General features: G+C 67.5%; 10 protein-coding genes. 7 read left to right on the forward strand and 3 right to left on the reverse strand.

The features are described 5' to 3' along the window. Nucleotides 1–350 precede the first annotated feature (350 nt). A complete protein-coding gene (locus C2L80_RS01740) occupies nt 351–1634 on the reverse strand; it encodes an ATP-binding protein (RefSeq protein ID WP_087197757.1) in 1284 nt (427 codons plus the stop codon). 801 nt (nt 1635–2435) lie between these two features. On the opposite strand from C2L80_RS01740, the gene C2L80_RS01745 reads away from it, so the two are divergent. The 5 genes from C2L80_RS01745 to C2L80_RS01765 all read left to right on the forward strand — a co-directional run bounded on the left by C2L80_RS01745 (nt 2436) and on the right by C2L80_RS01765 (nt 10841). After that, nucleotides 2436–3614 carry an ABC transporter substrate-binding protein gene (locus C2L80_RS01745; RefSeq protein ID WP_129589866.1) on the forward strand — a complete coding sequence of 393 codons (1179 nt, stop codon included), beginning with the start codon at nt 2436–2438 and terminating at the stop codon, nt 3612–3614. Next, nucleotides 3601–4737: an ABC transporter permease gene (locus C2L80_RS01750; protein WP_224759252.1), complete on the forward strand. Its 1137-nt coding sequence runs from the start codon at nt 3601–3603 to the stop codon at nt 4735–4737. Before C2L80_RS01745 ends, C2L80_RS01750 begins: the two co-directional genes overlap by 14 nt. Beyond that, the gene (locus C2L80_RS01755; protein WP_204600511.1) at nt 4730–5500 is read left to right on the forward strand and encodes an ATP-binding cassette domain-containing protein; all 771 of its coding nucleotides are present in this window, start codon (nt 4730–4732) and stop codon (nt 5498–5500) included. Before C2L80_RS01750 ends, C2L80_RS01755 begins: the two co-directional genes overlap by 8 nt. Nucleotides 5501–5518: 18 nt before the next feature. Further along, entirely contained in the window at nt 5519–6412 is an 894-nt protein-coding gene (locus tag C2L80_RS01760; protein ID WP_087197753.1) for a Crp/Fnr family transcriptional regulator, read from the forward strand. Between the two features lie 181 nt (nt 6413–6593). Further along, nucleotides 6594–10841: an acyl-CoA dehydratase activase gene (locus tag C2L80_RS01765; RefSeq protein ID WP_103262507.1), complete on the forward strand. Its 4248-nt coding sequence runs from the start codon at nt 6594–6596 to the stop codon at nt 10839–10841. A 36-nt stretch (nt 10842–10877) separates the two neighbouring features. Here the strand turns inward: C2L80_RS01765 and C2L80_RS01770 are convergent, their stop codons facing one another. Beyond that, nucleotides 10878–18173 carry a DUF7601 domain-containing protein gene (locus C2L80_RS01770; RefSeq protein ID WP_103262508.1) on the reverse strand — a complete coding sequence of 2432 codons (7296 nt, stop codon included), beginning with the start codon at nt 18171–18173 and terminating at the stop codon, nt 10878–10880. Between the two features lie 275 nt (nt 18174–18448). Between C2L80_RS01770 and moaA the strand changes: the two genes are divergently transcribed. Continuing rightward, on the forward strand, nt 18449–19462 hold the full coding sequence (gene moaA / locus C2L80_RS01775) for a GTP 3',8-cyclase MoaA (RefSeq protein ID WP_103262509.1): 1014 nt from the start codon (nt 18449–18451) through the stop codon (nt 19460–19462). 207 nt (nt 19463–19669) lie between these two features. Beyond that, entirely contained in the window at nt 19670–20167 is a 498-nt protein-coding gene (moaC, locus tag C2L80_RS01780) for a cyclic pyranopterin monophosphate synthase MoaC (RefSeq protein WP_103262510.1), read from the forward strand. Nucleotides 20168–20213: 46 nt separating this feature from the next. Here the strand turns inward: moaC and C2L80_RS01785 are convergent, their stop codons facing one another. Then, nucleotides 20214–23069: a metallophosphoesterase gene (locus C2L80_RS01785; protein WP_103262511.1), complete on the reverse strand. Its 2856-nt coding sequence runs from the start codon at nt 23067–23069 to the stop codon at nt 20214–20216. Between the last annotated feature and the right edge of the window lie 122 nt (nt 23070–23191).

Below are 23191 nucleotides of genomic sequence, written 5' to 3' on the forward strand. Positions count from 1 at the left end.
CTGGTACCGGGAGGGGAGGCTGAAGGCGTTCGACGAGGGAGGGCGCAAGGTGTACGATACGATAGCCGGCCGCAGGAGGCGGCTGGGGCTGGCCGCCTAGGCCGTCCGGAAAAACGTCCGCACCCCCAAATCGTTGATATTCGCGTCTCAATGCAAACGAAAAGGTCAATTTCGTTTGCATTCGCGGGAAGATGTCAACGAAAAAAGGCGATTTCGTTGACATTGCGGGGTTCGAGTTTCCTTTCGCCCCGTATCTCTGATGTTCGCGAGTTTGGTCAGCGCGTTTATAGAAATGCGGAATTTTCATTTGCAAGAATGGGGATTGTTTTGCGGGCTTTCTTCGGGGACGGTTATACGCCGAGGGCGGTGATGGGGGTTACCAGCACGCCGTCGGGGCGCTGGTAGGCCGCGGAGGACATGCCGCACACCACGCACAGGGCGGTGGGCGGGATGGCGTGCGGGTCTTTCTCCATGTCCTTTTTCAGCGCCAGCAGGCTTTCGGCGGCGGCGTCTATCTGGTGGGCGCCAAGCTTGATCTCGAAAGCCGCCCACGTTCCGTCGGGGCATTCCAGAACCGCGTCAAGTTCCCTGCCGTAAGAATCCCGGTAGTGGAAAAGCGAGGCTCCGAGGTGTTCCCCGTATATCCGCAGGTCCCGGATGCAAAGCGCTTCGAACAGGAAGCCGAGCGTGTTCAAATCGGAAGCGAGACGCTTCTCGTTGGCACCCAGCAGGGCGGCCGCCAGAGACGGGTCGACCAGATGCCGCTTGACGCTTTTCCCCACGCGCACCGAGGAGCGCATGTTCGGGTTGAAAGCGGGCTGGTCGTCGATCAGGTATATCTTCCGCAAGACGTTGAGGTAATCGGCCAGAGTGTCCTCCGACAAGGCCTCGCCGTCGTATTCCGTTATGTCCCGCCGGAGCGTCGCCGCGCTTGCCACGGTGCTCTCGTTGCGCGCGAGCGACCGCAGGAGCAGGCGGAACTTGTGCGGATCCCGCTTCACGTCGTCGATGCGGAACACATCCTCTTCAAGCACCGAGCGTATATAGGCTTTGGGAAGCTCCACGGCGGCCTCGCGTTTCGGCGAAAGGCTTGCGGGCCACCCGCCGCGCAATATGAAGAACACCAGATCGGAGAGCGAAACCTCGCCGGTGCTCCTCGGCTCGATCCTGTTGTCCAAAATCCCCGACAGGGAAACCTCGCCTGATGAATCCCCTGATTCGAGGAGGGACATGGGGCGCATGGGCAGGCGCGCTATGCGCCCCGTGCCGCTGTGCATGACGCCGTGCCTGTTGGGAACCGAAGAGCCTGTGAGCAGGAAGAGGCCGGGCTTTCCCAGCGCGTCGACCTGCGCCCGAACGGCATCCCAGAGCGAGGGGACCTCCTGCCATTCGTCCACCAAGCGCGGGGGCGCTCCGTCGAGCACCGAAAGCGGGCTGATCTGCGCCAGGTTCCGATTGCTGAAATTGCCTTGCGGGTCGCCCACCATAAAGCAGCTCTCCGACTGGTTGAGCGCCGCCCACGTTTTCCCGCACCATTTCGCGCCTTCGACGCTCACCGCTCCGAAAGCGTCAAGGAACCGTCTGATTTTACTGTCGATAAGCCGGGGTTTGTATCCTTTTGGCGTTAAAGTCATTGTACGATCCTGTTCAGGTAATTCGGGTATTTTCAGGAATTATAACCCGGTATTTTCAGAGATTTCAACCCGGAGTTTTCAGGAATTTTGTTCCGGTGTTTTCGGCCATTTCGGCCATTTCGGCTCGGAGCTTGGGTTCGGGTTGGGGTTCGCGTCAGCGGCCGGGCGGGCTGGATGATAAAGAGACGCAAGCATGGGCCGGGTTGAACCGCCGCGCGCGACCCGTCCCGGCGAGCGCGGGCCCGCGCCGATGGCGACTTGACGCAAACTCGGATCCGAACTGGCAGAGATCGCGTCTTGCGCATGGGTTTCGCCCGCGTTTTCGCCGTGCGAAGCCGGGAGCCGAGGCGTATCCCCAGGTCGCGATTTCCTGCGCGCCCCACGGTCTGAGAATCTATGCACAAGGCGCGATCCGTGCCAGTTCGGCGCGATGTCCGTGTCGAGCCGGGGTCGATGCGGCTTGTGTTCTCCCGGCATCGGGGCCGACCGGAACAAGCTCGGCTCGAAATTCGCCGAATGCGGGCTCGCGTCGGCGGCTGGGCGGGATGGATGATAAAGAAGTGATAAAGAGATGATAAAGAGATGATAAAGAGAAACCCGCTTCGGAGCCAGCGTTTCCGCAGGTGGGCTTTCCTTAGGAGGTGAAAACCCCGCAAAAATGATTTTCAGCGATAAAGAGAATCGCGCTGAAGGTTGGATGAGCGCGGGGCAGGGCGGGGGAGAAACGGGGTTTTGGGTGGAAAGTAAGCCCGATGTGACTTCTGCAACAGAAGAGGGGGCGGCTGTGTGGTAATTGTTAGCATGAGCAAACTGGTTTTCGGCCACCTTTCGGGAAGGGAAGCGTATGGAAACGATGCAGGGCAAACGCGTCGCGCTCACGCGGCGCTCGTTCTTGGGCGTGGCGGCGTGCGCGGCGGCGACGGCGGCGGGGCGGCCTCCGGCGAGGGCGCGCCTGCGCTCACCGCGCAGCCCGAGGAGCGCGACCTGAAGGGCTCGCCCGACGCGTGCGACGTGCGCGTGGGCCTGATCATGGGGCCGCCGAGCATGGGGCTTTCGCAGTTCATCGTGGCGGCGAACGCGAACAAGACGTTCAACCGCTTCTCCTTCACCGTGAACAGCGTGGACTACGTGGGCCTGTCCGCCATGTTCAACCAAGGCGACTTCGACATCTGCACGCTGCCGTCGAACATCGGCCCCATCCTGTACAACAACGACGAGCTGAAGAACGACTACCAGGTGGTGAGCGTGAACAACCTGGGTGTGCTGTACGTGATGACGAACGGCGAGAGCGTGCAGTCGCTGGCCGACCTGGCCGGACGCACGGTGTACAGCTACGGCGAGAGCGGCACGCCGGAGTACACCATCGAGGCGCTGCTGAAGAAGCTGGGCATGGAGGACGCGTTCAACTTGGAGTTCAAATCCTCGCCGATGGAGGTGCTGAACATGATGCAGGAAAGCCCCGACTGCGTGGCCATCCTGCCGCAGCCGTTCGTGTCGTTGGCGAAGGTGCTGGTGAGTCCGTTGTACATCCCCGTCGATCTAACGGTGGAGTGGAACGCGGCCTTCGCCGACACCGGTTCGCAGGCCGTGACCACCACCACCATCGTGAACAAGGCGTTTCTGGAGGAGCACGAGCAAGCCGTGGTGGAGTACCTGAACATGGCGGGGCAGTCGGTGGCGTGGACGCTGGAGAACATGCAGGAGGCCGCCGCTTTGCAGGAGGAGCTGGAGACGTTTCTGAACAACGAGGTGGCGCTGGACGCCATGCCCTACATCTCGATGGTGAACCTGACGGGCGTGGAGATGCGCACGGCGCTCTCGGGCTTCTTGAGCGAGCTATATACGGCGAACCCCGACTCCATCGGCGGCGCACTGCCGGGCGACGACTTCTACTACCTGCCTCCGGTAGGCGCGCTGGACGAGGCGTACCTGCAGGCGGGTCTTGCGGAGGCGGTGGAACACACGAGTGCTGCTGAATAAGGGAAATAAGGGAAGGGCCGCCGCGGCCGACGACGCGCCGCGGATGCAGATGGCGGCCATCGCGCAGAAGATCGGGCTGCCCGAGGAGCGCGTGGCGCAGATCGCGCAGATGATCCGCCAAAACGGCATGGCCGACGCGCAGATGGGCGCCATGATGGGCATGGCGCTGTCGAAGGGCGTGCAGCCGCAGGAGATATTCTCCATGCTCACGTCGCTGGGCGTTTCCGCGTCGCAGGTGATCCGCGTGATGCACGCGCAGGGCGTCATGGACGACGAGGAGGCCGAGCGGCGGCTGGCCGACGAGCGCGCCGCCGCCGAGCGCCGCGCGGCCGCCGAGGCCAAGCAGGGGCGCAAGAACTTCTGCAAAAAGGCGGCCATCATAGTGTTTTGGCTGGTGGTGTGGGAGATCGCCGACCGCATCGCCGACAACCGCCTCATTTTGGCGGGCCCCTTGCGCACGCTGGAGGCGCTGTCGGAGCAGGTCGTCCAGCTGGACTTCTGGGTGATCTGCGGCGCGTCGTTCGGGCGCATCACGCTGGGTTTTCTGCTGTCGTTTGTCGTGGGCTTCCTCGTGGCGCTGGCGGCGTGCCGCGTGCGGCTCGTGCGCGACTTCGTGGACCCGATCATGTCGCTTCTGCGCACCATACCCGTGGTGTCGTTCATCATCATGCTGCTCATCTGGGTGGGCAATCAGGCGCTCACGGTGTTTCTGGCGTTCTTCATCGTGCTGCCCATCATCTACACGAACATGGTGACGGGCTTCGAGAGCGTGGACAGGCAGATGCTGGAGATGGCGCGCGTGTACGGGCTGTCGCGCTGGCGCACGTTTTTGTACGTGTACCGGCCGGCGTTCATGCCGTTTCTGATGAGCAGCGCCAAGCTGTCGCTGGGCATGAGCTGGAAGAGCGGCATCATGGCCGAGGTGCTGGCCACGCCGAAGCCGTCCATCGGCAAGGAGATGAGCACGGCGCGCACGTTTTTGGACACGCCGGATCTGTTCGCGTGGACGGTGGTGGTGATGGTGCTGTCGGCGGTGTTCGAGAAGCTGTTCATGGAGGTGCTGAAGCTGGCGAACCGTCCGCTGGGCGGGTTGATAGGGAAGAAGGGACGTGGGGATGAGTGAGATGGCGGGCGCTGCGGCTGGGCGCGCGGGCGCGGGCGCCGGTGCCGATGCGGGCGCGGGTGCCGGGGCCGATGCGGGTGCGGCGGGCGCGGGCGGCGGCGTAGGCGCGACGGGCGCTGGGGCCGATGCGGGCGCGCCGGCCTCGGGCAATGGCGCGGCCGGCGCGGCGTGCGACGACGTGGTGTTCGACCACGTGTGCAAGTCCTACGGCGACAACCGGGTGCTGCGCGACGTGACGTTCCGCTTGCCGGGCGGCGGCGTGACCTGCCTGATGGCGCCGTCGGGCTCGGGCAAGACGACGCTCTTCCGCGTGCTTTTAGGCTTGGAGGACGCCGAATCCGGCAGCATCACGGGCGTGCGCGCGGGCGAGGTGTCGATGATGTTCCAAGAGGATCGGCTGTGCGAAACGCTCACCCCGGTGGAGAACGTGGCGCTCGTACTGCCGCCGGCCACCCGCCGTGCCGACGTGCAGCGGCTTTTGGAGCGCATCCTCCCCGCCGACTGCATGGATCGCCCGGCCATGCAGCTTTCCGGCGGCATGCGGCGGCGCGTGTCGCTGGCGCGGGCCGTGGCGTTCCCCAGCAAGATGATCGTGCTGGACGAGCCCTTCACCGGCCTTGATGCCGCCACCAAGCGAACTGTGGTGGACTTCCTGCTGGCCGAGCTCCGCGGCCGCACGCTCTTGGTGGCCACGCACGGCGATGCGGACGCGGAGCTTTTGGGCGGTCGGCGCGTGTCGCTTGCCGACGTGTCCGCGGCGTAGGGGAAGGAGGCGTGGCGCATGGAGAAGAAGTACGAGGTGCTGGCCGACACGATGGCGTTCGAGGGCATCCCGCCCGAGCGCTACGGGGAAGTGCTCGAAGCGCTGGGCGCGTACTGCCGCACCTACGCGCGGGGCGACCTCGTGCGGCGCGTGGGCGACGAGATGGATTTCTTCGGCATCGTACTGAAGGGCGGCATCCAGTCGGTCATCCCCGACGGCGGTCGGCGGCAGATCGTGCAGCAGTTCGCGGCGGGCAGCGTGTTCGGCGAGGCGGTGGCGTTCTCGTCGCAGCGCTGCGGCATCGAGATATGCGCCACCGCCTCCGGCACGGAGATCCTGCACATCCGCGCGGCGGCGTTCCTGCAGGGTGACACGAACCCCCACATCGCGCGCATGAGCACGAACCTTCTGCGCGACATGGCGGGCAAGCTGCTCATGCTGAACATGAAGGTGCGCATTCTGGGCAAGCAGAGGCTGCGCAGCCGCATAGCGGACTACCTGCTGAGCCTCGACCCCGACGCCACGGGCTACCTCGAACTGCCCTTCGGCCGCATCGAGCTGTCGGAGTTTCTGGGGGCGAACCGCAGCTCGCTGTCGCGCGAGATAAAGCGGATGCAGGACGAGGGCATTGTGGAGATCGAGCGGCGCACGGTACATATCCTGCGGCGCGAGGCATTGGAGAACGCATCGGAAGGGACGTACGACATGATCGATTCGGGCAAGAAGATGAGGCAGATCGCGGAAGAGGAGCCGCTGTTCGCGGACTTTTTGGTGTCGAAGGGGTTCCCGTTCTCGGTGGACAACCCCGTCACCGAGTTGGTGACGTTCGACGACGTGGTGGCGCTGAAGGACTTGGACAAGGAAGCCTTCCTGGAGGAGTACGCGGAGTTCAAGCGCAATGCCGGAAAGTAGCGCGTGGCGGGGCGCGGACGGCGCGCGGGTTGCGAGCCGCGCGAGTGTGCGGACTGCGGGCGGGCCACGGGTTGTGAGCGAGCCGCGGGCCGCGTGGGCGCGCGGGCGAGCCGCGGGCCGCAGGTTGCGTGCGGACGTGCGCGTAGGCGTGCGATGGAGCAAGACGAGACAAGGGAGCGAAGTGACGGACAGGTACACGGTGGGCATAGAGGCGGGCGCGGCATCGGTGAAGCTGGCGGCGCTCGCCGAGAGCGGCGAGCTGGCGTGGACGTGGCGGCGGGCGCACAAGGGCGACGTCGCGGCGTGCTTGCGCGAGGGGATGGCCGCGCTGGCGTCGGCGCTGCCGCCCGAGGGGTGCGCCGGCTTCATGCTCACGGGCGGCGGCGCGGCTCTGGTGCGCGAGCGCTTCCCGGAGGCCCCCGTGCTGGAGGACGTGCCCGCCCTCACCCGCGGCGCGGCGCTGCTGGCCCCCGAGGCGCGCTCCATCGTGTGCCTCGGCGCGCAGAACGCGTTCTTCGTGACCGGCTTCGCCGACGGCGCGCCGCCGCGGTTCGCCATGAACGAGGGCTGCGCGGCGGGCACCGGCTCGTTCTTCGAGGACCAGATGGGGCGGCTGGGATTGCCCTTGGAGGAGTACTCGGCGCTGGTGGGGCGCGCGCAAAGCGTGCCGCGCCTGTCGGGCCGCTGCTCGGTGTTCGCGAAAACCGACATCATCCACCGCCAGCAGGAGGGCGTGGCGGTGGAGGACATCCTGCTGGGGCTGTGCTTCGCCGTGGTGAAGAGCTTCAAGGCCACCATCGTCCGCGGGCTTCCGGTGGACGCTCCCGTGCTGCTCACCGGCGGCGCGCTGCTGAACGCCGGGGTGGTGCGCGCCGTGCGCGAGGTGTTCAAGCTGGGCGAGGGCGAGCTGGTGGCGCGCGAGGAGTGCCTGTTCGCGCAAGCCGCGGGCGCGGCCGCAGCCGCATGGGATGCGGCGCGCGCCGGGGCGGCGGGTGGTGGTGCGCCGGATGGCGGGAAGGCTCGCGCTGGAAAGGCGGGCGGCATGCTGGGCAGCGGGGAAGCGCGCGCCGGGGCGGCATGCGGCAGCGCGCCGGATGGCGCCCGCACGATCGGCGCCGCTGATGCCGCGACCCCGCGCGCCGCCTCGCTCGACGATTTGCACGCAGCCCTGGGCGCGGCCGCGGCGCAGGGCGACCTGCCGCGCCTCGGCGCGCTTCCGCCCGCGCCGCTCGATTCGGGGCCGGGCTTCCGCGCGCTGCCGCGCCCGTGGCCCGCGGACGCGGACGGCCTCACCCCCTGCATTCTGGGCGTGGACGTGGGCTCCACCTCCACCAACCTCGTGCTTCTGGACGAAGAGGGCCGGCTGCTGGACGCGCAGTACCTGCGCACGCGCGGCAACCCGCAACAGGCGGTGCGCGAGGGGTTGGCCTCGCTGCGGGAGCGCCTCGGGGCCGAGGTGCGCGTGGCGGCTGTGGGCGTCACGGGGTCGGGCCGCACGCTCATCGGGGAGCTGATCGGCGCCGATGCCGTGCGCGACGAGATCACCGCGCAAGCGCGCGCCGCCGTGGCGGCCGACCCGCTGGCGGACACGGTGTTCGAGATCGGCGGGCAGGATTCCAAGTACATTGCGCTGGCGAACGGGCAAGTGGCCGACTTCCAGATGAACAAGGTGTGCGCGGCGGGCACCGGCTCGTTCGTGGAGGAGCAGGCCGCGCGCCTCGGCATCCCGCTTGGCGAGTACGGCGCGCTGGCGCTTTCCGCAAAAGCGCCCGTCGATCTGGGCGAGCGCTGCACGGTGTTCGTGGAGACGGCTATCCACGCCGCGCTGGCGAAGGGGGCATCGCGTGCCGACATCGCCGCGGGGCTGGCTCTTTCCATCGTGCGCAACTACCTGAACAAGGTGGTGGGCGGCAAGCCCGTGGGGCGGCGCGTGGTTTTGCAGGGTGGCGTGGCGTACAACCCGGCCATCGTGGCGGCGTTTCGGCAGTTCTACGGCGAGGCGCTCACCGTGTCGCCGTGGTTCGCCGTGTCGGGCGCGGTGGGCGCGGCGCTGCTGGCGCGCGAGCTGTTGCATGCGGGCGGGCTGCCGGAGGGCACGGCGTTCCGCGGTTTCTCGCTGGAGCGCCCCGCGCGAGTGCGCCGCGCGGTCAGCCGCGAGGAGGTGGCCGCGAACCGCGCGTTCTTCCGCAAAAGCGCCGCGCTGTACCTCGAAGGGTACGACCCGACCATCGACCCCGGGAAAAAGACGGTGGGCATCCCGCGCTGCCTCATGCTGCACAAGCTGTTTCCGCTGGCGAACGCGTTCTTCCGCCAGCTGGGCTACAACGTGGTGCTCACCGACGCCAGCACCGAGGACACGGTGCGGCTCGCGCAGCAAGAGGCGCAGGGCGAGGTGTGCTACCCCGTGAAGCTGGTGTACGGGCACATGGAGCAGCTGGCGCGGCGGGGCGTGGACTACGTCTTCATGCCGTCGATGCACACCATCCGGCACGTGCGCTCGAAGGTGGCGCACAACTACGCGTGCCCGTACATGCAGGTGGCGCCGCGCATGGTGGCGCGGGCGCTGCGGCTGGAGGAGCGCGGCGTCACGCTTGTGAGCCCGCTTATGAACATGGACTTCGGGCAGGAGGCGCTGGCCGAGGCGCTGCTGGGCGTGGGCGCGCAGCTGGGGCACACGCCCGAGGAAAGCGCGCGAGCCATGATGGCCGGCGGGTTCGCGGTGCAGGAGTTCACGCGCAAGACCGAGGCGCTGGGCGAGGAGCTGCTGGGCTCGCTCGCGCCGGGCGAGCGCGTGCTGGTGCTGGTCACGCGGCAGTACAACACGGCCGATCCCGCGCTGAACATGAACATCGCCGACGCGCTGATCGACCGCGGACAGAAGGTAATCACGGTGTCGCACCTGCACGCGCACGATCTGGACATCTCGGCCGACCATCCGCGCATGTACTGGCCGTTCGGGCAGCATCTGCTGTCGGGCGCGAAGCTCGTGCGCTGCGACCCGCGCCTGTTCGCGGTGTACCTCACCAACCACGGCTGCGGCCCGGACACGATGGTGTCCCACCTGTTCGCGGAGGAGATGGGCGACAAGCCGTATCTGCACATCGAGATGGACGAGCATTACTCGAAGGTGGGCGTCATCACCCGCATCGAGGCGTTCCTGAACGCCCTCGACCACTACGAGGCTCCCGACGAGCGCGCCCTGCCTCTCGCCGCCCGCAAAGAGCTTTCGACGAAGGAATACTACACCTTCGCAACCCTGCTGGGCATGTCCCTCGCTGCCACCGATCCTGCCGCATCTTTCCCCGCGTCCGATGCCGCGGCGGGTGCTGCCCAGCTGCTGCTGCCCTCGTCGGAGGGGGCAGAGGCGGACGGGCAGTACGACCGCGTCATCCGCAGCATTTTGGAGCGCACGGGGCGGCGCGACGTGCGCATCGTGGCACCCAGCCTGGAGAAGCTGCCGTGGGCGGTGAACGATGCAGCCGGCCTGTTCACGGCGCTGTTGGCGGGCGATGTCTGCTTCGCCGCCCCGCAGGAAGAGCGCGCTTCCCTTCTGCGGGATCTGCTGTCCGAATCCCTCACGCCCAAGCGCGTGCGCGAGGCGGCCGTTGACGTGGGCCGGCGGGCGGATGTTTCACGTGAAACATCCGCGGCGCGCACGCTCGCGGTGGTGGGCGAGTGGCCGTGCGTGTGCGGCGACGAACTGACGGGCGGCTTGTGGGAGCGCCTTGAGCGCGAGGGCTTTCGCTTGCTGCGGATGCCGCTGGCCGAGTACCTGCTGTTCCTCTGGCGCGACGCCGCGGACGAGGACGCGCGCGAGCGCTCGCGCAAGCAGTTCTTCCTCGATCAGGTGTCGCCGAAAGCGGTGCTGGACATGCCGTCGCTCGACTCCTGCGACTGTGCCGCTCGCGGCTCCTGCGATGCTTCGTGCGGGGCGTCCGGGGTTGGCGAGCGCGCGACGTCCGGGGTTGGCGAGCATGCGGCGTTCGAAGAGGTTTCACGTGAAACATCCGAAAGCGCCGCGCTCCTTTCTGCCTCTGCCCCTGCCCCCATCCCCGCAAAGCCCGCCGAGCCGCCCTACGAGGAAAAACTCGCGGTCCTCGACGCCTACGAGCGGCAGCTGCGCGAAGTCCACCGCCTCCTTGGGAGCGCGTCGCCGTACAGCGAGGGCATCGACGCGCTGCGCGAGGCCGCCGAAAAGGCGCTCGGCAGCTACCGCGGTGCGAACGGCCGCTACCGGGCTGCGAAGGAGCGCCTGATGGCGCCGCGCGTGAGCGGCATCATCACCGCCGCATCGATGTACGAGAACACCGACATCGTCCTCAAACTGCTGGAGGATCCCGTCGGCGCTCCCGTCCTGCGCCTCTCCTTCGACGGCACCTTGGACCAGTCCGTGGAAGAGAAGCTGCGCTCCTTCCTCTACTACCTGTGAGCGTGCGAGCGCCATCTGGCGAATGGCGCCCGCACCTCATCGGCGGGAGCCGGTGCGCTCGATCTTGGCGGCAAGCGCGACCGCCGCAACGGCGCCGAGGGCCGCCAAGGCGAGCGCGGCAAGCGCGGCGGTCCATTGGATGGCCGGGTCGCCGAGGGGCGCGAGGGGGCTGCCCGCGCTTGTCCCGCCCCCTGCGTTGCCGGACGCGTTCCCGCCCTTGTCTCCCGCCCCGCCATCGGCGGGCGGTTGCGGTTCGGGCTCCGGCTCGGGGGTGGGCTCGGGACCCGGCCCCGGGCCCGGCTCTGGGTCGGGCTGCGTGTAGCTGTTGTGGAACACCACGCGGTTTTGAAGGGCGTCCTCCCCGGTCGGGTACTCCACGATGGCGGCCATCCTGTGCCCGCCGCTCGCATCCTCCTCCCGTACGACATGCACCATGATGGTCTGCACGCGCGCGTCGTAGGTCATCCCGTCAAGCGTGGCTGTGGCTCCGTCCTCGCTGTAGCGAGCGCCCTCGGGGATGTTCTGCCGTACCTCGTAGGCGAACGTCTGGCCCGCCAGATCGTCGTCGTGCGCGATCTCGGCCGACCCGAACGTGAACAGCCCGCCCGCGTTGCCCGCTTCCGAGAGCTTGGGCCGCGGCGCACGGTCGGCATTGTCGCCCACGGCTTCGATGCGGAACGTGAACAGGTCGTTTTCCAAAGGCCGCGTGCCGCTCTCGTCGGTGTAGTCCACCGCGCCGTCGAAGGAGGCGAACGCGGAATCCGCGTAGGCGTTGCCGAAGCGCGCGGCCAGCCCGCTTCCACCCACGCCTTCGGCGGGCTCGCCCGCGTCGTCGGTGACGGCGGTAAGCGTGGGCGAGGCGACGAGGTGTCCCTGCCCGTCGGAGGCAACGGCCACCGTGAGCGTGTAGAGCGCGCTCGAGTAGTCGATGCCGCTCGCCGCGTTGCCGCCCGTGTCCGCGGTCTGCTCGAACAGGCTGTACTCGTAGGTGCCGGGTTCGGTGAACGCGATGTCGCCGAACGCCTTCTCCACGGTGCTGCCCGCGGCGACAGCCTTTTGCGCGGCCGCATCGAACGCGTTGATGGAAACCGTGCTGGACGGCGGCAGCGGCGCGCCCGCCGCAAGGGGCTTGCCCTCCGCGTCCACGGCGCGCACGCCGCGCAGCGCGAACGTGAACGCGTCGTCCTCCTGCCAGTCGCGCCCGGTGAGGACCTTCTGCACGGTGAGGCCGGACAGCACGGCGGCCTCGTCGTCGTAGCTGTTTTGGAACGTCGGCCCCTCGCTGACCGCGAACGCGAGCGTGCCCGTGCCGTCCGCGTCGGTGCCCACCACGTCCACGCGGTGCTGGCCGGTGTCGTAGGTCACGCCGCCCGCGGAAAAGCCGGTGTCGGCCGTGGCGTTCTCGGGGATGCTCTCGCTCACGATGAACGACCGCCGCACCTCGCCGCCCAGCGGCACGCTCGCGCTGAGGGCGGGGAAGGCGACGGTGCCGTCCGCGGCGTTGCGGGCGACGATCTCCTGCCCGATGGGGGCCTCCGTGGCGGGGTCGATCTCCTGCGCGATGAACGTGAACGCGCCGGCTTCGAGCGCCGCTCCCGCGAGGCTTTTGTGCGCGACGAGCGCGAAGGTGCCCGATGACGTGCGGTATTCGTTCACGAACGCGATGCCGGGCGCGGATTGGCCGTCCACCCGGTACGCGATGGACGAGATGGACAGCTGCCCGCGCGCGTCCTGCGCCACGGTGACGGTCACCTCGAAAGCGCGCTCGTCGTAGGTGACGCCCGGCAGCGGTTCGGTGCCGTCGGGCACATGCTCCCGCACCACGTAGGTGTAGGTGCCCGGCTTGCTTACCTGCAGCCCACGCAGCGTGAAGCCGGTGGCCACGCCCGCGCTCGCGGCGCGGTTCACGGCCGTGATGGGATTGCCGTCCGCATCGAGGACGGGCGTGGCGCCGTCGGCCTCGTACAGCTGGAACGCGAACTCGCCGGCCGCCTCGTTGCGGCCGCGCAGCACCTCCGTGCCCGCAAGTTCGATGGCGGCGGGCGCGTACTCCTTGCGGTTGGTGAAGGTGGCGACGGCGGTTTCGTCGGCCGCGACGGTTCCTTCCGCGCCAACGGCCTCCGTGTCGTACCCTTCGGCTGTAAGGCTCTGCTCGCTTGCCGTGTAGGTGGTTTGCGCGGGCAGGCCCTTTATGGTGAGCGTGGCGGGGGCGGGCAGCTCCACGCGCGCGATGCCGTTTTCGAACGCGACGGTTTGCGGGGAGGATGCACCGTCCGGGCCCTCGAGCGCGGCCTCGAACGTGCCCGTCAGGGGCGCGCCCTGCCCGTCGCGCGCGGCGATGGAGAACGCGAACGTGCGGCCCGCCGCGGCCTCGTCCTCCGCGGCGTTGCCGGCGACTTGCTTCGTGATCGCGAGGTTGCCGAACGCGTCCTTCGCGTTCGCGAAGTACACGCCCACGGCGGCCTCGGAGGCGAGCGTGCCCTCGTGCACGTACCCCTCCTGCAAGCTGCCGCTCTGGTCGCTGCCGGAGTAGATGGTGTAGCCGTCCGCGATGAGGGCTTCCGCGCCGATCTCGGTGACGGTGAACGCGGCATCGGAATCCAGCCCTTCGATGAGCAGACCCTCGTTGTGGTGGAGCGTTACCTCGGCGGTGCCCGCGGCGCTGTTGGCCGCCGCGCCGAGGTTGTTCGCGGCGTCGGCTTCCGCATCGGGGTCGTCCTCGGCGCTGTTGGTCACGCCGGGGTCGCCCGTGCTGCCGCTGTCTGCGTCAGGGGTGCCTTCATCCGCAGGGCTGCTTGCATCCGCATCGTCGTATGCAGCTTCCGCGTCGGGGTCGCCCGCGGTGTGGGGCGTGCCGCCGTCCGCGTCCGCGTTTCCGGCTGCGGCCGCCGCGCGGGTGAACGTGACGCGTTCTGTGGCGGTGGAGCCGTCGGGCAGGTAGCGCACGGCGTCGAATACGCGCTCTTGCTCCTCGGGCGCGCCGCTTGCGAACAGGCCCTCCACGTCCACGGCGAAAGTGTAGGCGGCTTGCTTGTCGCCCGCGTTGCCGCCCACGAGCTTCGCGATGCCCAGCGAGCCGGGTTGCTTCACGTTGGTGAAGCGCGCCGCGGCCGGCTCGGGGCCGATCACGCCCTCGGCGTTCTCCCGCTTCACGATGTAGTGGTCGGACGCGTAGTCGGCCTCCTCGATGGCGTAGCGGGTGCCCTGCAGAAGCCCGTCTGCGGAAAGCGTCTGGCCGCCCTTCAGCGCCACGGTGAAGCGGCCCTGCGCGTCGAGCGCGGCTTGGCCGGGGGTGGAGCTTCCGTCCGCGTCGGTCACCGTGTAGTCCACGGTGCCGGAAAGGGGCGTGCCCGCGCCGTCTTGAAGCGTCACGGTGAAGTCGAACGCCTTGTCCGCGTCGGCCTGCGTGCCCGACACCTGCTTGGCGAGGGTCAGCGCGCCGTAGAGCCAGCGCGCGTTCGTGAACGTGAGCGCGTCGGACTGTTCGGCCGTCTCGATGCGGCCGGTGCCGTCGCTCTCCGCGGTCGCGCCGCCGTCCGTCGCCTTCTGGATGGTCATCTCGTATCCGTCCGCGTCGGTTTCCCGCACGGCGTAGGCGGTGCCCACCGGCAGCCCGCTTACGGTGATGGACTGGCCGGATGCGAGGAACAGCGGCGCGCTGCCCTCCAGGGTGAGCTCGCCGTTCTCGTCGGCCGTGGCGGTGCCGGTGGCATCTGCGCCTCCCGCGCTGCCGCCCAGCGCCAACGTGTAGGGGAAGTCGCCCGAAAGCGGCGCGCCGTTCGCGTCCGTCAGCTTCACTGCGAACGCGAAGGTGCGCGCGGGCTCAGCGCCGTTGCCCGCCACCTGCTTCGACAGCGTGAGCGCGCCCGCCTGCTTCGTGTTGGTGAACGCCGCCTCGGTGCGCGTGTCGGCCGCGATGGAGCCGCTTGCCATGTTGCCGTCCGCGCGTTGGTTGTCATCGGCGCTCGCGTCCGTCTCGCCGCTTGCGCGCTGTCTTCCCTCGTTTGCACCCTCGTCCTCGCTCGCGCCGTTCGCGCTTCCGTCCGTCTCGCCGTCCGCGCGCTGGCCATCTGTGTCGGCGCTCGCGCCGTCCGCGTCGCCAACCGTCTCGCCGCCCGCCTCCGTCCGCACGACGACCGACGGCTTGAAGCCGCCCGCCTCCGCATCCAGCTCCTCCACGGTGAAGCGGGTGTTCTCGGGCAGGTCGGCCAGCGTCAGGGACTGCCCGTCCGCAAGGCTCACCTGCGCGGACCCTTGCGCGTCCAGCGTCAGAAGCCCGCTTTCCGCACCGCCTGCGCCCTGCAAAGCAACCGCGCCGGAAAGCGGTGAGCCCGCCTCGTCGGCCAGCGTGATGCGGAAGGCGAACTCCCGCGCGCGGTCGGCGGCGGTGATCGGCGAGGACGTGCCGCCCGCTGCCAGCGTCTTCGACACGGCCAGCGAGCCGGTTTTCTGCGCGGGCGCGAGCGCCAACACGCCGTTGTTGCCGAGGCGCGCCGTGAGCAGCGTGCGGTCTGCCGCCTGGTACTCCGAGACGGAGATGGTCTTCACGTAAGGTGCGGTGGCGGTGGCGTTCGGATGCTTCGCGTAGTCGGCCAGCACGGCCGACACCTTGAACTTCGGCGTGCCGGCCAGCACGAAGTAGTTCCCCTGCGCGTCGGCGTGGAAGTGGCGCGCCAACTCGTCGCCGGAGAACGACACCTCGTAGGGGTCGAACGCGCGCACGGCCTCAGCGGGTGCGCCCGCGGTGCTGGACAAGCCGCTTGCCGTGTAGTACGTGTCGGGGAAGTAGTAGGTCGCGCCCGTCTGCGGCGGCGAGGTCAGCGGTTCGAGCTGGCTTTCGGCGGGATGCCCGTCGGCGGGGACCGCCTCGCCGGGTTTCAGCTGGTACAGCGGCGTGTCCTTCGTGAACGTGTAGTAGGAGTTTGCGACGTTCACGAGGGAGTTCATGGTCGATTCGGCCACGATGCCGCCCGCCCCCGCGCCGTCTTCGTGGAACGCGCCTACGTACAGCGCGAAGTTCCCGGAGGCGTCGGTGGGCGCGTCGTCGCCCAGCACCGCGCGCAGTTCCTCGGCGCTCACCTCCTCGCCCGCGGCCAACCGGTCGGCGAGCGCGGCCACGTCGTCGCGCGGGCCCACCTCGTACACGAGGCGCAGCGGGTAGGTGTCAAGTGCATCCTCGTCAAGTTCCATCTGCGCCCCTCCGTCGGCGCGCTCGGTCACGAACGCCTCGCGTGCGGGGATGCTGTCGGGCGGGATGCTGAACAGCACGCGCTGGCCGCCATCGTCAAGGCTCGTCTCCACCATGACCATGAAGTCGTACAGGGGCACGTCGGAGCCGGTGTACTGGTTTTCGAGGTTTCCGATGTAGAAGTAGGTTTGGCATACGGCCGCCGCTCCGGCCGCGCGGGCGGCCTCGATGCGCTGCCGCGTGGAGGCGTCCACGCTCTCGGACGTTTGCCACTTCCCGGTTTCCACGGCGGCCACCTCCGCGTTTTTGGCGAAGCGGTAGGGGTCGCGTTCGCCCGCCACCAGCTGGTGGTCGGCATCCACGTAGTAGGCGGCGAAGTTCGAGAAGTCGTCCTCGCCGGACCACGCCACCTGACCCTCGGCCCGCGCGTCGTTCATAAGGTAGTACGCCGACCACCAGTCGATGCCGTAGCGCAGCTGCAGAAAGCGCAGCACGAGCGAGAGCCGTTCGGACGCCTCGAGATCCCACGGGTCGGCCAGCGCGGTCGTCACCGCGCGGGCGGCCTTCGAGCCGTCGATCAGCCGCCCGTCGAACAGGATGCCCTCCACACGCTCCACGTTCATGAACGCGCCCAGGTCATCCTCCATGTTGAAGCGGTCGGCGGGGTCGTCGGGCGTCGCGGCGTTCTCGTTGACGGGGGAGTGGTACTCGAAGCTGAGGATGGTGTCCACCGCGCCGTCGAACGCGCCGGCGAGCGAGCTGGCGTCGAGGGCGGGAAACGACCGGTCCACTGCGGTGAACGCGTAATCGTTCTGAATGCTCACAAGGCCGTTTTGAGGATTGGGGAAGGCGATGTCCAGCTCGCGCAAGCTGCCCAGCCCCGCGCCGTAGAGCCCAAGGGTGACGCTCGGCGCGCCCTGCGCGGCGGCTTCGGCGTAGCGCGCGCGGGCCTCCTCGATGTTTTGGCGCAGGTTCACGGTGGCCCCGCCCGCAGTGTCCTCCACTGTCATCGACTTCTGCACGGAGGCCGGCTCCAGCACGTAGTCGCTGATCCCCGACGTGCGAAAGCCCACGGTGTAGAAGTTCAGGCTTTGGCCGGAGGGTTGGTAGGCGACGTTTGCGCGCGCGGCCTCGTTCTGCATGGTGAGCAGCTGGGCCAGCGCGGTGTCGGATCCGAATCCCACCACATGGTCGTCGCTGGGAAACGCGCCCAGAAAGCCGTTCGCCTCGGGGCTCTCGCCGGTGAACGCGGGCGGGTTCGCGATGTTCGTGTTCGCCGTAGTGGCGGTGGCGGTGCCCATGAACACGAGGTCGGGCACGCGCGGGACGCTCGCGGTGGACTGCGCGGCGGCTTCTTCCAGCAGCCCGCCCGCCGTGTGTAGCGCCAGCTGCGGGTAGGAATAGCTGGCGAAGCGGCCGTCGGCGGTTTGGATGCCGGGCGTTTCGGGCGTGGCGGCGATGGCGAGGCCGTTGCCGCCGCCGGGCAGCCCGCGGACGAACTTCACGTAGCGGCCCTCGGCGTCGGGCGCGTAGGTGTCGAGCGGCAGCATCACCGTGGTGTGCAGGTTGTAGCCGATCACGGCCACGCGGTTTTCGCCGTTTCTCGCCTCCTCTTCCATGAGGTGGCCGATGGCGCTGTTCAGCGCGTCGGCAAGATGCTCGGCGTGCGTTTTGCCGTCGTAGGTGAGCGAATCGAGCGTGGAGCCGAGGGGGATGACGAACACGATGTCGTGCGGGTTCACCTGCTCGGCGCGCACGGTGGAGGCCGACGACATGGTGGAAAGGCTCACGAGGAAGTTGCGGTCGGGGTTCTCGAGCGTGGCGCCCGCAAGCCCCGCCGCTTCGGCTTCGGCTGCGCTCGCGTACACCGACTTGTCCACCCAGAGGCGTCCGGACTCCTCGGTGGAGTAGGCGGGGCCGCCCGCTGCGTCCTGCACATCGAAGATGTCCATCCAGCTGTTGGCGGTGGAGGGGTCGGCCACTTTCGCAAGCGGTTGGGATGCGCGGGCGCCGCTGCTGGATGCGGCGGCAGCCGGGCCGCTGTCGCCGTCTGCGGGCGCGGCTAGCGCGGAGGCGGGGAGGAGCGTGGCCGCCAGCAGGCATGCGCAGACGATGCGGGCAAGCTTCGAGAGGGGAGTTTCCATGATGCCTCGTTTCCACGCCCCTTTCAGGGGGCGTTCGTTGGCGAGAGGGTTTTCATCAGTGTAGCAGTCGATTTCCCTTCGCCTCCGTTTCGGAACCGTCCCGACATCTCCTGTTTGCCAATCGCGGCTCAAGGAGGCGAAGGGCGCGGCGGTCGTCGACGGGAGCCCGCATCTCGTGGGGCTTCCCTGCTTTGTTTTCCCTCGATGCTGTGTTGCAGGTGCGCGGACGGGGGAATTGCTCTATTATATTCTCGGACGAGAAGGGAGCGCTTCCCATGAAGGACATCCATGGTCGCACCATCGACTATCTGCGCATATCGCTGACGGATCGCTGCAACTTCCGCTGCATCTACTGCATGCCGGAGGAGGGCGTCTGCCAGCTTTCGCACGACGACATCCTGCGCATCGAGGAGATCGCGCGCGTCGTGCGCGTGGCGGCGGGCCTCGGCGTCAGGAGCGTGCGCCTCACCGGCGGCGAGCCGCTTGTGCGCAAAGGGGTCGCTGACCTCGTGCGCGAGATCGCGCGTACGCCCGGCATCGAGAACGTGTCGATGACCACGAACGGCGTGCTGCTGCCGAAGATGGCCGATGAGCTCAAGCGGGCCGGCCTCTCGCGCGTGAACATCTCGCTCGACACGCTCGACCCGGTGCAGTTCAGGCAGATCACGCGCCGCGGGGAGCTGCGCCAGACGCTCGACGGCATCGAGGCGGCGCTTGCGGCGGGCTTCGACCCGGTGAAGGTCAACGCCGTCGTCGTGCGCAGCCTGGATCAGGACTGCCTTGCGTTCGCGCGGATGTCCGTCGATCGGCCGCTGCACGTGCGCTTCATCGAGTACATGCCGGTGGGGGAGAGCTCCGGCGGCTGCGGCTGCGGTTGGGGGTCCGAGGACGTCGTGCCGAGCGAGGAGCTGTTCGAGGCCATCAACGAGCACGCCCGCGCCGAGGGCATGGACGGGCTCGTGCCCGCCGGCGACGACCGTCCGCTCGGATGGGGTCCGGCGCGCTATTTCGAGTTCCCCGGCGCGCAGGGCACGGTGGGCTTCATCAGCCCGCTGTCGCGCCACTTCTGCGGCGAGTGCAATCGCGTGCGCCTCACGGCCGACGGCAAGCTGCGCCCGTGCTTGTTCTCCGACGACGAGTACGACGTGCGCGCGGCGCTGCGCGGGCAGATGGGCGCGGACGTCGACGGGGCCGTGCGCGCCGTGTTCGCCGCCGCCTTGGGAGCCAAGCCCGACGAGCATCACGACAAGGTGGGCACCGAGCGCGGCATGTCGCAGATCGGAGGCTAGGGAGGTTCCACCGGTCTGACGACCTGCGGAACCGGCCGACGCTGCGGTCGTCTGCGGCACCCGATCTCGCGGCGATCTCGGGCACCGCAGACGACCTCGCTGACTGACTACGCCAACCTGTGCGTCTGTTGCAACCTGTTGTATGATCTTCGGCATGTGCATGTTTTCCATCGGCCCGGAAGGCCGTCGTTCGAAAGGAAGGGCCCTATGACCGACCGGCAGCTCACCCATATCGACGAGAAGGGCGACGTCCGCATGGTGGACGTGTCGCAGAAAGCCGACACGGAGCGCGTCGCCGTGGCCGAGGGGTTCATCTCCATGAGGCCCGAGACGCTCGCGCTCATCGTCGAGGGCGCCGCCGCGAAGGGCGACGTGCTGGCCTGCGCGCGCGTGGCCGGCGTCATGGCGGCCAAGCGGACGAGCGACCTCATCCCCATGTGCCATCCCCTCAACATCACGAAGGCGAAGGTGGACTGCGAGCCGGTGGCCGAGGGTGTCCGCGCCGATGGCCGCGTGGGCATCCACGTTACCGTGACCTGCGGCGTCACCGGCAAGACGGGCATCGAGATGGAGGCGCTCACCGCCGCGAGCGTGGCGTGCCTCACCGTCTACGACATGTGCAAGGCCGTCGATCGCGGCATGGAGATCACCGACGTGCGCCTGCTCAAGAAAGACGGCGGCAAAACCGGCCTTTGGGAGCGGTAGCTGCCGCGTCCGTGCCGCGCATTGGCTTGCGGAAGGGGGGGGGAGGCTATCGGCGTTCGCCGCCCTCTCGTGCGTCGTGGCCTCTGAGGCGGTCGCGAGCTTTCCACTTGGGTTCGTAGCGGGCTTCCTGGGCTTGCTCGGACTGCCGGCATGGATCCTTTGCAGAGGCTTTCGCGCGCAGGAGCACCTGCTCGTCTTCATCCGGCCCGTCTTTGATGAAGCTGCGAGTGGCGCAGAGGGCGGCGCCGGCTATGGCCGCTATGCCGACTATGGCGCTTCCGGCAAAAGGATCCCCTGTTTGGGCCAACGCACCCGCTCGCATGGCGGGGTCTGGCTCGTCGGCTTCGGGTGCGAAAGAATCCGGATCCGACTCGGGGCCGGGGCCGGGATCGGGCGTGGAGCCGGGGCCGGGATCGGGATCGGCGGTTGCTGCAGCCACGATCAGTTCGAACGAAGGGCGTTGAGCGTATCCGGCGGCGTACGTCACCGTATGGGCGCCTTCGGTTGTGGGCGTGAATCGATAGACCTTTGCGGCATCTGCCCCTTCGCCCGTCTCCGATCTTTCGATCTTCGCCGACGCTCCGTCAGGGCCGACGACCGACGGGATGCCTTGCAGATGTCGTCCGCTCGCGTCTTCGAACAAGAGAGGGGGAATGACGTATACCTCGCTTACGGTTGCCGATCCGACGGCGTCTGCGCTTGGAGGCTCAACCACGCCCGAGACGGGGGCCGATGCCACGTACAGGTCGGCGGCCTGCGCGGCCGTCGCCACACCCGGCGTCAGCTTTGCGAACGCGATCTTTCCCACCATGGGCTTTTCCATCTCGCCGTCGGAGTTGACGTCGGCCCCCACGAACCAGCGTGTGGCGGCGGCGGTGGGAGCGGGAATGGCCCCGGCGTTATCCAACGTCGATACGAGATTGCCGTTCAAATAGTAGCTCATGGTGACGCCGTCGTAGGTGGTGAGCACATGCGTCCAGGCGTTCAGCGGCACGGTGGCTTCGGTGCGCTGGTAGCCCGATCCCGTGTTGATGTAATGCTGCAGTTGGGGCGCGTAATAGCTGAGATCCTGCCCAGCGACCTGGGCGCTGGAGAATAAGTCGAAGTACTCATTTGTCGGATTCGCCGTGAACTGGAACAGAACCTCGATCGTCTCGGACTGCGCGATGGCGGCATAATCCTCTGCGGCGAAGTCGTAACCAACGGCCGACGATCCGTCGAACACGGCCACGGGCACGCCGAACGTGTCGCTCTCGTAGGCCAGAGAGCCAACGGGGATGGCGTTGTGGGGTGCTGACGAGGCGTCTGCATGGCTTCCCGCTGAGAAGTCGACGGACAGCAGCGGATCACCTAAGGGGATTGCGACGCGGGCAGACGTGCGGAAGGAGGTCTCGCCGACAAGTGTCTCTTTTTCGAAGGGGTTCGCTGCGAACACGCGCAACGTGTACGTCGTCTCCTCTGCGAGGGCGGCACCGAACAAGGGGCGTTCGAATATTTCCGACCGGTTGGATTCGGCCTTGTAGTAGTCGGACATGAAGCGGGCATCGTAGACGATATCGCCGGGCGAGCCCTCTTCGCTCACTTCTGCTCGGTAGGAGATGACGATGTCGCTCTCAAGCCCCGAGGTGTCAGGAGCCACGCGGGAGGCCGTCACGCTGAACGACGCGCCACCTGCCGTGATAGATTCTTCGGGAACCGTCACCGCAGCGCCTTCGGCCACGAGTGGCGGCTTGCTGCGTTCGGCCATTCCGGCATGCGTGTAGCGAAAACCGGTCACTCCTTTCGAGGGCTCGATGATCCAAGGTTCCCCCAGGGCGCGGCCGCTGCGGAAATCCAGACGATACACCGACACCGCGTGCGTTTCCGGGTCGATCTCCACGAGCTCGCACTGGTTTGCGTCCTGTCCGGCGCTTGGATGGCCGTTCGCATCCCCATCCTCGTCGTATCCGCCGTCTGCCATCCAGAAGTTGTTCGCGAACGTGGCGGTTTGGATGAGCGTGAAGCCGCCGTCTTGGTAGATGGAGCGTGGGTCGGCCATGGGGATATGCGTATGGCCCGAAAAATGGATGATCTGCGGATATTTCTCGCACAAAGAGCGATAGAACGTGCCGGACTGCTCTGTGTTCGCGTTCTCGTCGAACTGACCGTCCCAGCTATTCGAGCCCGAGTGCCATACGGTGTTCGGAAAGGGATGGTGCGTGAGCAGGAAAATGGGCTTGTTTGGATCCTCTGTCGCCGCTTTCGCGCAGCGTTCGAGAATCCAGTCGCGCTTTCCTCCGTACCAGCTGTTGTCGTATCCACCAGGCTCGGGCGAGACTGCCAGAACATGGTATCCACCCACAACAAAGTCGGCATCTATCTGGCCTTCGTTTGCTCCACCTGGAGTCTGGAACGAGTCTGCCACGCTCAGCCCTGAGGAAAGGAACGACCGAAACGCGTCTTGGGCCTTTTGCTTGTTGCCGCCCCAATTGTAGTATTCGTGGTTTCCCATGACGATCCCTACCGGCTTACGTACGTTGGCGTTGAGCAGCTGCGCGAGCTCGTCGTACTGGTCGGGGCGTCCGGCATCGGCTGAGTCGCCTACGAAGAAGTGCGCGTTGATGTCGGGCGCCATTGCGTATATGGCCGAGAATGCGGTGGGGATCTTATCTCGGTAGTTGTTGTTTTGGTCCGCCCCCACATGGGTGTCGCTGTGCACGGTGAAGCGGATCTTGTCTCCCGTGAGGGAGGGCCAGTGCGGATCTTCCGGTTTTGTGAATGCCGCTTCGGCCTCTCGTTCGGGGAAGACGAGCATTCCGCTGACCGCCGTCACGCCTGCAACGGCGGCCATCTTGATGAAATCGCGGCGTGACACACCGAATGTGTTGCGGCTGTAGGCAGAAGCGAGTTGTCGAGTGTCCATGGTGTCCTTTCTGCTGACGACGGGGTTGGTGCCTCTTGAGCGTGACAGCGTGTCTCATTGTAGGCGCGCGACGTAAAGACCGTGCAAGGGGCGGGTCGTGCCAAGGAAAGAATCGTGTAAGG

It is taken from the genome of Rubneribacter badeniensis, from assembly GCF_002899695.1.
GTDB classification, from domain to species: domain Bacteria; phylum Actinomycetota; class Coriobacteriia; order Coriobacteriales; family Eggerthellaceae; genus Rubneribacter; species Rubneribacter badeniensis.

Bases quoted from the DNA above. Each gene is read 5' to 3' on its own strand.
- C2L80_RS01760 (WP_087197753.1), top strand. From the start codon at position 5,519: ATGGAGAAGAAGTACGAGGTGCTGGCCGACACGATGGCGTTCGAGGGC.
- C2L80_RS01745 (WP_129589866.1), top strand. From the start codon at position 2,436: ATGAGCAAACTGGTTTTCGGCCACCTTTCGGGAAGGGAAGCGTATGGA.
- moaA (WP_103262509.1), top strand. From the start codon at position 18,449: ATGAAGGACATCCATGGTCGCACCATCGACTATCTGCGCATATCGCTG.
- C2L80_RS01740 (WP_087197757.1), bottom strand. From the start codon at position 1,634: ATGACTTTAACGCCAAAAGGATACAAACCCCGGCTTATCGACAGTAAA.
- moaC (WP_103262510.1), top strand. From the start codon at position 19,670: ATGACCGACCGGCAGCTCACCCATATCGACGAGAAGGGCGACGTCCGC.
- C2L80_RS01770 (WP_103262508.1), bottom strand. From the start codon at position 18,173: ATGGAAACTCCCCTCTCGAAGCTTGCCCGCATCGTCTGCGCATGCCTG.
- C2L80_RS01755 (WP_204600511.1), top strand. From the start codon at position 4,730: ATGAGTGAGATGGCGGGCGCTGCGGCTGGGCGCGCGGGCGCGGGCGCC.
- C2L80_RS01785 (WP_103262511.1), bottom strand. From the start codon at position 23,069: ATGGACACTCGACAACTCGCTTCTGCCTACAGCCGCAACACATTCGGT.